Here is a 12,583-nt window from a genome sequence, read left to right on the forward strand (position 1 = left end):
TCGTCCCCAACTCCACAGGCATAGTGGGGTGCTGCGTTCGAGATCTCCGCACGGAGCTCACATCGAACCTGACAAGCTCATGACACATTCGCGTCAACGGGGGTAACTGCACCATGCGTTCCATACGTCCGTCATCCAGGCGGAGCCGGGGCCGTCGCAACGTCCTCGCCGCTACGGGTCTCGCCGCGGCCCTGGCGCTCACCGCCACTGCCTGCGGCCCGAGTGACGACAAGGCGAGTGACAAGTCGGGCGCCACGGCGTCGCAGGGATCCGACAAGGGATCCGACGGCCAGCTGCCCGGGGGCATCGCCGACCAGCTCAAGAAGCACGGCATCGACCCGGACAAGTGGCAGAACGGCGCCTGGAAGAACTGGGACAAGGACGACTGGCTGCGCGAGGCCAAGGACTTCGTCAACCCGGTCATCAAGGACCACTGGAAGCCCGAGCGGATGAAGTCCGCCAAGGACCCGGACAAGACGATCGCCGCGAAGGACGCGCCGTCCGACCAGGGCGCCACGGACCCTGAGCCGCAGCCCGTCAAGGCCGTGCCCGAGAAGACCCCGTACCACGAGAACGCCGCCCCGGTCGGCAAGGTCTTCTTCGACTCGCCCGAGGGTTCGATGGTCTGCTCCGGCACCGTCGTGAAGGACCCGCGCAACCCGGGCAAGTCCAACCTCGTCTGGACCGCGGGCCACTGCGTGCACGCGGGCGCGGCGGGCGGCTGGTACCGCAACATCGCCTTCGTCCCGGCCTACAACGACCTGGGCAAGTCCGAGGCGCAGCTGCAGAACGCAGCACCGCAGGAGATCGCCCCGTACGGCACCTTCTGGGCCGACTGGGCCTCCACCTCCAACGAGTGGATCGACACGGGCGCCGAGTCGGGTGGTGCGGGCGCGCCGTACGACTACGCGGTGCTGCACGTGAAGCCGGAGCAGGGTTCCAAGTCCCTCGAGGAGACGGTCGGCAACGCGCTGCCCGTCGACTTCTCCGAGCCGGTCGTCCAGTCGGTGAGCAGCATGGGTGCCTGGGGCTACCCGGCCGCGCCGCCGTTCAACGGCCAGCTGATGCACAAGTGCATCGACCGCCCGGGCCGCCTGTCCCTCAGCCCCGACATGCCGACGATGTACCGCATCGGCTGCACCATGACCGGCGGTTCGTCCGGCGGCGGCTGGTTCCGGATGGTCGACGGAAAGACGCAGCTGGTGTCGAACACGTCGATCGGCCCGGCCGAGAACACCTGGCTGGCCGGACCGCAGCTGGGCAAGGGCGCCCAGCAGGTCTTCGACACGATGAGCGAGAAGTACGGCAGCCAGTAACCACCGGCTTCACCGAACGAACGAGGGCCCGCCCCCAGGAAGTTGGGGGCGGGCCCTCGCCGTCGGCACTGGACGCCCGGCTGCTGCCGGAGCGTCAGCTCGCTGCCGCCGCCAGGAGGTACGGCGCGAACTCGGCGGCGAGTTCCTCGTGCACCCGCGCGTTGAGCAGGGTGCCGTCCGCGGTGTGCTCCTCGGAGATCACCTCGCCGTCGGCGTGCGCACGCGCGACCAGCTGGCCGTGCGTGTACGGCACGAGCGCCTCGATCTCGACCTCGGGACGCGGCAGCTCGTCGTCGATGATCGCGAGCAGCTTGTCGATGCCGAGCCCGGTGCGGGCCGACACCGCGATCGCGCGCTTCTCGACGCGCAGCATCCGCTGGAGGACGAGGGGGTCGGCCGCGTCCGCCTTGTTGATCACCACGATCTCGGGCACCTGCGTGGCGCCCACGTCCCGGATGACCTCGCGCACGGCGGCCAGCTGCTCCTCCGGCGCCGGGTGCGATCCGTCCACGACGTGCAGGATCAGGTCGGAGTCACCGACCTCCTCCATCGTGGAGCGGAAGGCCTCGACGAGGTGGTGCGGCAGGTGCCGTACGAAACCGACCGTGTCGGCCAGTGTGTAGAGACGGCCGCTGGGGGTCTCGGCCCTGCGGACGGTCGGGTCGAGGGTGGCGAACAGGGCGTTCTCCACCAGGACACCGGCGCCCGTCAGGCGGTTGAGCAGGGACGACTTGCCCGCGTTGGTGTATCCGGCGATGGCCACCGAAGGCACCTTGTTGCGGCGCCGCTCCTGGCGCTTGATGTCGCGGCCCGTCTTCATGTCCGCGATTTCCCGGCGCATCTTCGCCATCTTCTCGCGGATCCGTCGCCGGTCCGTCTCGATCTTGGTCTCACCGGGACCACGGGTGGCCATGCCGCCACCGCCGCCGCCACCCATCTGCCGGGAGAGCGACTGACCCCAGCCGCGCAGTCGCGGCAGCATGTACTGCATCTGCGCGAGGGCGACCTGCGCCTTGCCCTCTCGGGACTTGGCGTGCTGGGCGAAGATGTCGAGGATCAGGGCGGTCCTGTCGACCACCTTGACCTTGACGACGTCCTCGAGGTGGATGAGCTGGCCGGGGCTGAGCTCACCGTCACACACGACGGTGTCGGCTCCAGTCTCCAGGACGATGTCGCGCAGCTCCAGGGCCTTGCCCGAGCCGATGTACGTCGCCGCGTCGGGCTTGTCACGGCGCTGGATGACGCCGTCGAGCACCAGGGCGCCGGCGGTCTCGGCGAGAGCGGCGAGCTCCGCGAGGGAGTTCTCCGCGTCATTGACCGTGCCCGAGGTCCACACACCCACGAGCACGACCCGCTCCAGACGGAGCTGTCGGTACTCGACTTCGGTGACGTCCTCGAGCTCGGTGGAGAGGCCCGCGACACGGCGCAGGGCCGCACGCTCGGAACGGTCGAACTGGTCGCCGTCCCGCTCTCCGTCGATCTCGTGGCTCCAGGCGACGTCCTCTTCCATCAGGGCATCGGCCCGAAGACCTTCGGGGTTTTTCTGCGCGAAGCTCTGCGCGTCCTGGGAAGGGGAAGAAGAGGAGGTCATTGGATCCTTACGTCGAGGTGTTCGGTATGTGTGACGGTCCGCGCATGACAGCGTGGTCCTTCGAATGACACAACGTCCCGGGCGGTCCGTAGATTCCCGGGCCGGCCGTGCCGCCGACCTGAAGATGGTCGCACGGCACGGCCCGTCTCGTCACCCGACTTATTGCCCGCCGGCGCGGGGCCCGAAGCGTGTCCTGCCCGGCCTGTCCGCCGCCGGTCGACGGCCTATCCCTTGGCCGGCTTGGCCTTCTCCACCGGGGCCGGCTTCGCCTTCTCCACCAGGGTCGGCTTCGCCTTCACCACGGGCGCCGACTTCCAGTCCGGGTGACCCGGCATCGGCGGCGTCTTCGTGCCGTACAGCCACGCCCGGAAGAAGCCCCGGAGATCGCGGCCGGAGGTCTGCGAGGCGAGGCTGATGAAGTCCGCCGTGCTCGCCGTGCCGTCACGGTGCGTGCGCACCCAGTCGCGCTCCAGCCGCTCGAAGGCTGGGGTGCCGATCTCCTGGCGGAGCGCGTAGAGCACGAGGGAGCTGCCGTCGTAGACCACGGGCCGGAAGAGGCTGATCTTCTGTCCCGGCTTCGGGCCCTTGGGGGCGGCCGGCGGGCCGCCCGCGGCGCGCCAGCCGTCCGAGGCGCGGTAGGCCTCGCGCATGCGCTTGGCCATGGACTGGTGGCCCTTCTCCTGGGCGTAGAGGGCTTCGTACCAACTGGCGTGGCCCTCGTTCAGCCACAGGTCGGACCAGGTGCGCGGGCTGACGCTGTCGCCGAACCACTGGTGCGCCATCTCATGGACCATGATCGAGTCGATGTACCAGGAGGGGTACGCGGGCTCCGTGAAGATGTCCTTCTCGAAGAGGGAGAGCGTCTGGGTCTCCAGCTCGAAGCCGGTCCGGGCCTGGGCGATCAGGAGGCCGTAGTTCTCGAAGGGGTAGCGGCCGACCTTCCCTTCCATCCAGGCGAGCTGGGCGGGCGTCTTCTTGAGCCACGGTTCGAGGACCTTGCGGTCCTTGGCGGGCACCACGTCACGGACGGGCAGCCCGTGCGGCCCCTCGCGGTGCAGCACCGCGGAGCGACCGATCGAGACCTGCGCCAGCTCGGTGGCCATGGGGTGGAGGGTGTGGTACGACCAGCTGGTGTCCGCCCCGTGGCGCATCTTCAGGAAGGGCACCCCGTTGGCGACGACCGTGAGCGCCTTGGGGGCGGTGACCCGGAACGTGAACCGGGCCTTGTCCGAAGGGTGGTCGTTGCTCGGGAACACGCGGTGCCCGGCGTCGGCCTGATTGGCCAGGGCGAGACCGTCCTTGGTCTGCACCCAGCCGCCCTCCTCCTTGCCGGGTACCGGGTTGCTGGTGTGCCGCACGGTGATCTCCAGCGGGGCACCTTCCGGGACGGCGGTCTCGGGCGTGACGATCAGGTCCTCGTCGCTGGTGTCGAACCGTGCGGGCCTGCCGTTGACCTCTACGGAGCGGACGGTTCCGTGCGCGAAGTCGAGATTCACCTGCTCGAGGCGGGCGGTCGCCGTGGCCTCGATCTTGGTGACGGCGTCGAGCGGCTTCTTGTTGTCGCCGTGGTACGTGAACGCGATGTCGTACGACTCCACGTCGTAGCCCGGATTGCCGAGGTGTGGGAAGAGCCGGTCGCCGATGCCCAGCGGGACGGCCGGCGGCGGCGCGCTCGCGGCGAGAAGTGCGGTGGAGGCGGCCGCGGCGACGAGCGCGGTGCCCATGCGGATGGCGCGGGGGGTGAGCAGCATGAACTACGGCTATCAGCGTGCGCGTCCGGACTCCGGCGGGACGCGCCACACCCACCCGAACGAGACCCTACGAGGTGGTCTGGGCGGAGTGCTGTGCGCGGCTGACGTCGTACACCCCCGCGATGTTGCGCATGGCGCGCATCAGTCCGGGAAGCGTTGCCGCGTCGGGGAGTTGGAGCGTGTAGGTGTGGCGAACGCGGCCCTGGGCCGGCGGTTCCACGGTCGCCGAGATCACGGCGACGCTCTCCAGGGCGATGGCTTCGGTGAGATCGGCCAGCAGATGCGGCCGGCTGAACGATTCGGCGATCAGGGAGACCCGGCACTGCCTGGTGTCGCCCCAGTGCACGCCGACCTCGGCGCGTCCCACGCTCTTCATGCGCGCCACGCCGTGACACTCCGCGCGGTGCACGGTCACGACACCGCCGCGTACGGCGAAGGCGGTCACGGCGTCGGGCGGCACGGGCGTACAGCAGCCCGCGAGGCGGACCAAGGCGCCCGGCTGGTCCACGACGGCGTTCGCCTCGACGGGGCGGCCCGCGGGCGCGCTCTGAGGCGCCCTGGGCGCCGACTCCGGGGCGCGCCTGTCCTCGGGCTCGGGCTGGGGGGTGGCCGGGTGGGTCGTGAGCCAGCGCCGGATGGCGATGCGCGCGGCGGGTGTGCGGGCGTGGTCGAGCCAGTCCCTGGAGGGCTCGGAGGCGGGGTCCTGGCCCATGAGGAGCTGGACGGTGTCCCCGTCGCTCAGGACCGTGCTGAGCGTCGCCAGCCGGCCGTTGACCCGGGCTCCGATGCAGGCGTGCGCGTCCTCGCCGTACTGGGCGTACGCGGCGTCGACGCAGCTGGCGCCCGCGGGCAGGCCGAGCGTGCCGCCGTCGGGCCGGAAGACGGTGATCTCGCGGTCCTGGGCGAGGTCTTCGCGCAGCGTCGACCAGAAGGTGTCCGCGTCCGGGGCGGCCTCCTGCCAGTCGAGAAGGCGGGAGAGCCAGCCGGGCCTGGTCGGGTCGGCGCGCTCCCCCATGCTGTCCGTCTGCTCGTCCGCGGGGGGAGCGTAGGGATTGCCGAGCGCGACGACTCCGGCCTCGGCGACCTTGTGCATCTGGTGGGTGCGGATGAGGACTTCGGCGACCTCGCCGTCACCGCGCGACACGGCCGTGTGCAGCGACTGGTACAGGTTGAACTTCGGTACGGCGATGAAGTCCTTGAACTCCGAGACGACGGGCGTGAAGCACGTGTGCAGCTCGCCGAGCACCCCGTAGCAGTCGGCGTCCTCGCCGACGAGTACCAGCAGGCGCCCGAAGTCCGCTCCGCGCAGCGTTCCGCGCTTGCGTCTCACCCGGTGCACGGAGACGAAGTGCCGTGGCCTGATCAGCACTTCGGCCGCGATCCCGGCGTCCTTGAGGACGGCGCGGGCGTCCTCGGCGATCTCCGCGAGGGGATCGTTGTCCCGCGCGTCGTTGGCCGCGACGAGCTCGCGGGTCTGCGTGCACTCGTCGGGGTGCAGGATCGCGAAGACGAGATCCTCCAGCTCGGTCTTGAGTGCCTGGACGCCGAGGCGTTCGGCGAGCGGGATGAGGACGTCCCGGGTGACCTTGGCGATACGCGCCTGTTTCTCGGGGCGCATCACGCCGAGGGTGCGCATGTTGTGCAGCCGGTCGGCGAGTTTGATCGACATGACCCGCACGTCGTTGCCGGTGGCGACGAGCATCTTGCGGAAGGTCTCGGGTTCGGCGGCCGCTCCGTAGTCGACCTTTTCGAGCTTGGTCACGCCGTCGACGAGATAGGCGACCTCGTCACCGAACTCCGTACGCACCTGATCGAGCGTCACCTCGGTGTCCTCGACGGTGTCGTGGAGGAGTGACGCGGTCAGTGTCGTCGTCTCGGCGCCCAGCTCGGCGAGGATCAGGGTCACGGCGAGCGGGTGTGTGATGTAGGGCTCGCCGCTCTTGCGCATCTGTCCCCGGTGGGAGGACTCGGCCAGGACGTACGCCCGGCGCAGCGGCTCCAGGGGCGCTTCCGGGTGGTGGGCGCGGTGGGCCTCGACCACGTGGCCGATCGCGTCGGGCAGCCGGTTGCCCGCGGTGGGGCCGAGGAGCGCGGCCCAGCCGATGCGGCGCAGGTCGATCCGGGGACGGCCGCGCCGACGGTGCGCGCCCGGTGTGATCGGGCCCGGCGAAGCGGGATTGGTCGCCTCCGCACTCATGAGCACCTCCGGCTGCGTCGACCGGCGGCGGTCTGCGGGTTCCCGCCCGGGCCGGTGCTTGATGCTACCGAGCCCATCACGTGGAGCAGTCCCCCTCTCGCCCAGCGTGAAACGGATCACCCATTCGAGCGAACGTTCAGGGGTTTACGGTTTCGAGACCCGCCAGCCAGTCCGTGTCGATCTCTCCCTCGGCGACGATCACCGCTGGTCCCGTCATCTCGATCTCCCCGTCGGCCCGCTCCGTGATCACGAGCCGTCCGCCGGGCAGGTCCACGGCGTACGTCACGGGCGATCCGGTGACCGCCGGGTCCAGGCCGTCCCTGCGGGCCGCCGCGACGGCCACGGCGCACGCGCCCGTGCCGCACGAGCGGGTCTCGCCCACGCCGCGCTCGTGGACCCGCATGGCGACGTGGCGGGGGCCGCGGTCGACGACGAATTCGACGTTCACCCCGTCCGGGTAGGCCGTGGCCGGGGAGAAGGGCGGCGCGGTGAAGAGGTTGCCGGCCTGGGAGAGGTCGTCCACGAAGGCGACGGCGTGGGGGTTCCCCATGTTCACGTTGCGCGCGGACCAGCTGTGGTCGGCGACGCTGACGGTGACATCCCCTTCGGGGAGGACGGCCTTGCCCATGCCGACCGTGATGTCGCCCTCCTTGTCGATGTGCACGCTCTTCACGCCTCCGCGCGTGGCCACCGCGAGGTCGCCCTCGCCGACATGACCGGCGCGCTGGAGGTAGTGGGCGAACACCCGCACGCCGTTGCCGCACATCTCGGCGATCGAGCCGTCGCCGTTGCGGTAGTCCATGAACCACTCGGCCTCGGAAGCCAGGTGCCGCGCGTCGGGGTGGGCTGCGGAGCGCACCACGTGCAGCAGGCCGTCGCCGCCGATTCCGGCGCGGCGGTCGCACAGGGCTGCGACGGCCGCCGGGGGCAGCTCCAGGGCGTTCTCCGGGTCGGGGACGATCACGAAGTCGTTCTCGGTCCCGTGCCCCTTGAGGAAGGCGATCCGCGTGCTCATTCCTCGATCGTACGGGGTGACGCCGGCGCCCCGTCGGGACGGCCCGGTACGTGGACTACCGAAGGCGGGCGACGCGCCACACGGCGAGGACGGCGACGGCGGCGACCACGACCGCGTACGCGCCGACGACCCGCCAGTCCGGGCGCCGGCCCGATCCGCGGGCCGGGAAGCCGGGCCAGGTGTAGCCGACGCGGCGCGCGGCCATCATTCCCCAGCCTGCGGCGCAGGAGCTGATCAGCAGCCCCAGCATGGCCACGACGGCCCCGCCGTCCCCGAACTCGAAGAAGAGCGGGAACGCGAACATCAGGGAGCCGATCGCGGAGAGGATCACGATGGGCGCGAGCTGCCACAGGCGCAGGCGGCGCTGCGGGCGCAGCTCCACCTCGACCTCGGCGCCCCCGGCCTGCGATGCGAGCTCCTCGGCCGTGGGGCCGTCGGCGATCACACCGTCCGGGATCGCGTCCGGTCCGTCAGGGCTCAGCTGTTCCCCGCCGGGTGCGGTGTCACGAGGGCCGGCCTCCATCGCCACGCGCCCTCCCACTTCGGACTCCACTGGTCGATCGATGGTCGATGATGGCACGCTCCCAGGGGCCGCGATGACGGCCGGAGCGTCCCGATGCCATCACGTGATCAGGCTGTGACCGGTCGTTCGATCAACGTCATTGCCCGGGCCGGGAGTTCCCCGCGTGCGTCCGCCGCGCCGCTGAGCCAGTGGACGCGCGGGTCGCGCCGGAACCAGGAGTCCTGACGGCGCGCGAAGCGCTTGGTGGCGCGGACGGTCTCGGCGCGCGCCTCGTCCTCGGTGCACTCCCCCGCCAGCGCGGCGAGCACCTGCTGGTAGCCGAGCGCGCGCGACGCCGTACGCCCCTCCCGCAGGCCGCGCGCCTCCAGGGTGCGCACCTCGTCCACGAGCCCGGCGTCCCACATGCGGTCGACGCGGGTCGCGATGCGCTCGTCGAGTTCGGGGCGCGCCACGTCGACGCCGATCTGGACGGTGTCGTAGACGGACTCGTGTCCGGGCAGGTTGGCCGTGAAGGGCTTGCCCGTGATCTCGATGACCTCGAGGGCGCGGACGATGCGCCTGCCGTTGCTCGGCAGGATCGCCTGGGCGGCCCCCGGGTCGGAGACCGCGAGGCGGGCGTGCAGGGCGCCGGAGCCGCGCAGGGCGAGCTCCTCCTCCAGGCGGGCGCGCACCTCGGGGTCGGTGCCCGGGAACTCCAGGTGGTCCACCGCTCCGCGGACGTAGAGGCCGGAGCCGCCGACCAGGACGGGCCAGCGTCCCTCGGCGAGCAGCCGGTCGATCTCGGCGCGGGCGAGCTTCTGGTACTCCGCGACGCTGGCCGCCTCGGTGACGTCCCAGATGTCCAGGAGGTGGTGCGGGATGCCGCCGCGCTCCTCGGGCGTCAGTTTGGCGGTGCCGATATCCATCCCCCGGTAGAGCTGCATGGAGTCGGCGTTGACGACCTCGCCGCCGAGTTCTCTGGCGAGAAAAACGCCCAGATCGGACTTTCCGGCCGCAGTGGGTCCGACGACGGCGATGACCCGCGGAGCGGGAGCTGCACTACTCACCGCCCCAGTCTCGCAAACCTCGGCACCTGTTCCCGAACGAGCTACGTGACGCCACAGGTCCGGGGTCGTTCCCAGTTGCGAGGTCCCGACCGCCGGTTTCGAGCGCCTCAGACCGGGGCGACGCAATCGGACGCACCGGCGACGCGGGATTTCGCCCGCACGAGTAACGTATGGAGTTGAAATGGGTGTTTTTACCAGGTTTCGCCGGAAGTCGAAGGACACGGAGGCGGCGTCAACCGTCGAGGCGCAGGCCGCCACTCTGACGGCCGAACCCGAGGCGGAGGGCTCCTCCCCCGAGACCTCCGGGACTTCCGAGACCGCCGACACCTCAGCTGCCGCCGACACCACGGCGCCGGAGGAGTCCACGGAAGCTGCCGTCACCCCCGAGCCCGCCGCGGCGGAGCCCGTGGAGATTCCCAAGCAGCAGTCCGCGGAGGAGGCCGCCGACAACGGGGCCGGTGACAGCGCCCGTAAGTAGTACCCGCGAGTGAAGGTGAACCCATGGGCATCCTGGACACGCTGAAAGCCAAGCTCAACAAGGACAAGGCCTCGGACCTCGCGCGCCAGCACGGGGACAAGATCGACCAGGGTCTGGACAAGGCCGGGAAGACGGCCGACGGGAAGACCCAGGGCAAGTACAGCGACCAGATCCAGACAGGCACGAGCAAGGCCAAGGACGCTATGGACCGCTTCGGGGGTCAGGACAAGGGTGGCGGCACACCGCCACCTCCCGCCTCCTGAGGCGCGCGGTACCAGCACACTGCGGACGGCCGCGGAGCCCAGTGCGGCTCCGCGGCCGTCGCCGTTCGGGCGCAGCCGCTCGGCTACGACCAGTGAGCGACGAAATAGCCCACTCCGTAGGGAGCGCCCTCGTACAGGAGACGCCAATCACCGTCCTCTTCGAAGGCTGCGGTGAGGATCTGCCACGGGGCGCGGCCGGAGATCTTGAGTTCGCGGGCGAGGTCCTCGTCGAGGTTCGCGAAGAAGCCTTCGGGGTCGCCGTTGGCCAGGGCCTGCGCGATCGACGTGTCGACCCCCTCGGCACGCTCGTCCAGATAGCCGGGCGCCTTCACGCTGCGGCAGGCCGTCCCGTCGCCCATCAGCAGGAATCCCACGCGCTCGGCCCATCCACCGAGGTGGACGCCGTCCTCGCCATTGGCCGGCCAGGACCTGCCGCCCTCCACCTCGTAGCCCGCCACAGGGCCGGTCCACCCGGCCCTCTCGAGCAGCCAGGCGCCCACCGTGAGGGACAGGGGCAGCCGGTGCGCCGACACCTCGGCTCCCTCGGGAGCCGCGCCGAGGCGCACCTCGCAGTCCACACCGAACGGCTGGAAACCGCCCCTGGCACCCTGCTTGTGCGTACGGGTCACCGGCCCCTCGCCGACGACCACGATGAGGTCGGGCCGGGCGGCCAGGACCGTGCGGACGGCCTCGTCACAGGCCGCGCGCACGGCGTCCAGCTCGGGGGCCGCACCCGCGGCGACCTCGGGTACGAGCAGGGGCGGGCAGGGGCAGACGGCGGCGGTGACAAGCATGATCGGCAGCCTACTGCGCCTCGTGCGGCCCCCAGCGAGTGGTTCCGTCAGTTGACGGCGCAGCCGCCCGTGGCCGCCGGCAGCGGGGCCGGGACGCCCACCGAGGGCAGGCCGAGCATGACGCCCTGCTTCTGGTCGGGCTCCGCGTTCCGCTTCTCCCAGGCGTCACCCGCGCGCGTGCGGCGCACCTCGAGGACGTCGCCCTCGGCGAGCAGGTGGTGCGGGGCCGCGTAGGTGATCTCGACGGTGACCACGTCACCGGGGCGCACCTCGGTGCCGGGCTTGGTGAAGTGCACCAGGCGGTTGTCGGGGGCGCGGCCGGACAAGCGGTGCGTGGCACCGTCCTTGCGGCCCTCGCCCTCGGCGACCATCAGTTCCAGGGTGCGGCCGACCTGCTTCTTGTTCTCGTCCCAGGAGATCTCCTCCTGGAGTTCGACCAGGCGCATGTAGCGCTCCTGGACGACCTCCTTGGGGATCTGGCCCTCCATGGTCGCGGCCGGGGTCCCGGGCCGCTTGGAGTACTGGAACGTGAAGGCGTTCGCGAAGCGGGCCTCGCGGACCGCGTGCATCGTCTGCTCGAAGTCCTCCTCGGTCTCGCCGGGGAAGCCCACGATGATGTCCGTGGAGATGGCGGCGTGCGGGATCGCGGCGCGCACCTTCTCGATGATCCCGAGGTAGCGCTCCTGCCGGTAGGACCGGCGCATCGCCTTCAGGACGGTGTCCGACCCGGACTGCATCGGCATGTGCAGCTGGGGCATCACGTTCGGCGTCTCGGCCATGGCGGCGATCACGTCGTCGGTGAAGTCGCGCGGGTGCGGGGACGTGAAGCGCACCCGCTCCAGGCCCTCGATCTTCCCGCAGGCGCGCAGCAGCTTGCTGAAGGCCTCGCGGTCACCGATGTCCGAGCCGTACGCGTTCACGTTCTGGCCGAGCAGTGTGATCTCGCTGACGCCCTCGCCGACGAGCGCCTCGATCTCGGCGAGGATGTCGCCGGTCCTGCGGTCCTTCTCCTTGCCGCGCAGGGCGGGCACGATGCAGAAGGTGCAGGTGTTGTTGCAGCCGACGGAGATGGAGACCCAGGCCGCGTACGCGCTCTCGCGGCGGGTCGGCAGCGTGGAGGGGAACGCCTCCAGGGACTCGGCGATCTCGATCTGCGCCTCCTCCTGGATGCGGGCGCGCTCCAGGAGGACGGGCAGCTTGCCGATGTTGTGCGTGCCGAAGACGACGTCCACCCAGGGCGCCTTCTTGACGATGGTGTCGCGGTCCTTCTGGGCGAGGCAGCCGCCGACGGCGATCTGCATGCCGGGCCGCTTCGTCTTCATCGGCGCCAGGCGGCCGAGATTGCCGTACAGCTTGTTGTCCGCGTTCTCGCGGACGGCGCACGTGTTGAAGACGACGACGTCGGCGTCGCCGTCGGCGCCCTCGGGCGCACGGACGTATCCGGCGTCCTCAAGGAGGCCGGAGAGCCGCTCGGAGTCGTGGACGTTCATCTGGCACCCGTAGGTGCGCACCTCGTACGTCTTGAATTGTTGAACGTCCACTGCCTGACTCCGGTCGCTGCTGGTCATGCACTCCAGGGTAGGCGGTGCCGGGAGCCCCTCTGCTCCCG

Annotated in this window: 11 protein-coding genes; 3 read left to right on the forward strand and 8 right to left on the reverse strand. The window is 70.6% G+C overall.

Translation table 11 applies throughout. The annotated features are described in order from the left end of the window. Positions 1-113: 113 nt before the first annotated feature. Positions 114-1,316 (forward strand): trypsin-like serine peptidase, encoded by a 1,203-nt coding sequence (locus tag OHO83_RS14735; protein ID WP_266674889.1) that lies wholly within the window; start codon positions 114-116, stop codon positions 1,314-1,316. A gap of 94 nt (positions 1,317-1,410) precedes the next feature. On the opposite strand, the gene hflX is transcribed toward OHO83_RS14735, so the two are convergent. The 6 genes from hflX to miaA all read right to left on the reverse strand — a co-directional run bounded on the left by hflX (position 1,411) and on the right by miaA (position 9,439). Next, positions 1,411-2,907: a GTPase HflX gene (hflX, locus tag OHO83_RS14740; RefSeq protein ID WP_266674888.1), complete on the reverse strand. Its 1,497-nt coding sequence runs from the start codon at positions 2,905-2,907 to the stop codon at positions 1,411-1,413. A 224-nt stretch (positions 2,908-3,131) separates the two neighbouring features. After that, on the reverse strand, positions 3,132-4,658 hold the full coding sequence (locus OHO83_RS14745) for a M1 family metallopeptidase (protein WP_266674887.1): 1,527 nt from the start codon (positions 4,656-4,658) through the stop codon (positions 3,132-3,134). A gap of 67 nt (positions 4,659-4,725) precedes the next feature. Continuing rightward, positions 4,726-6,855 (reverse strand): RelA/SpoT family protein, encoded by a 2,130-nt coding sequence (locus OHO83_RS14750; RefSeq protein ID WP_330279596.1) that lies wholly within the window; start codon positions 6,853-6,855, stop codon positions 4,726-4,728. Between the two features lie 136 nt (positions 6,856-6,991). Further along, complete coding sequence (dapF, locus tag OHO83_RS14755; protein ID WP_266674885.1) at positions 6,992-7,870, reverse strand: diaminopimelate epimerase; 879 nt, start codon at positions 7,868-7,870, stop codon at positions 6,992-6,994. Positions 7,871-7,925: 55 nt separating this feature from the next. Next, positions 7,926-8,393, reverse strand: a complete 468-nt coding sequence (locus OHO83_RS14760) for a hypothetical protein (RefSeq protein WP_266676687.1) — start codon at positions 8,391-8,393, stop codon at positions 7,926-7,928. 107 nt (positions 8,394-8,500) lie between these two features. Beyond that, entirely contained in the window at positions 8,501-9,439 is a 939-nt protein-coding gene (gene miaA, locus OHO83_RS14765) for a tRNA (adenosine(37)-N6)-dimethylallyltransferase MiaA (RefSeq protein ID WP_266674884.1), read from the reverse strand. A gap of 181 nt (positions 9,440-9,620) precedes the next feature. On the opposite strand from miaA, the gene OHO83_RS14770 reads away from it, so the two are divergent. Next, positions 9,621-9,917, forward strand: coding sequence for a hypothetical protein (locus OHO83_RS14770; RefSeq protein WP_266674883.1), 297 nt, complete (start codon positions 9,621-9,623; stop codon positions 9,915-9,917). Between the two features lie 23 nt (positions 9,918-9,940). Continuing rightward, positions 9,941-10,180, forward strand: a complete 240-nt coding sequence (locus tag OHO83_RS14775; RefSeq protein ID WP_266674882.1) for an antitoxin — start codon at positions 9,941-9,943, stop codon at positions 10,178-10,180. A gap of 83 nt (positions 10,181-10,263) precedes the next feature. Here OHO83_RS14775 and OHO83_RS14780 read toward each other — a convergent pair whose 3' ends face one another. Together OHO83_RS14780 and miaB are read right to left on the reverse strand one after the other, a co-directional pair. Continuing rightward, a complete protein-coding gene (locus OHO83_RS14780) occupies positions 10,264-10,974 on the reverse strand; it encodes a class III extradiol dioxygenase subunit B-like domain-containing protein (protein ID WP_330279597.1) in 711 nt (236 codons plus the stop codon). Between the two features lie 47 nt (positions 10,975-11,021). Then, positions 11,022-12,542: a tRNA (N6-isopentenyl adenosine(37)-C2)-methylthiotransferase MiaB gene (gene miaB, locus OHO83_RS14785; RefSeq protein WP_266674880.1), complete on the reverse strand. Its 1,521-nt coding sequence runs from the start codon at positions 12,540-12,542 to the stop codon at positions 11,022-11,024. Between the last annotated feature and the right edge of the window lie 41 nt (positions 12,543-12,583).

Origin of the sequence: Streptomyces sp. NBC_00569 (assembly GCF_036345255.1) — a bacterium.
Taxonomy (GTDB): Bacteria; Actinomycetota; Actinomycetes; order Streptomycetales; family Streptomycetaceae; genus Streptomyces.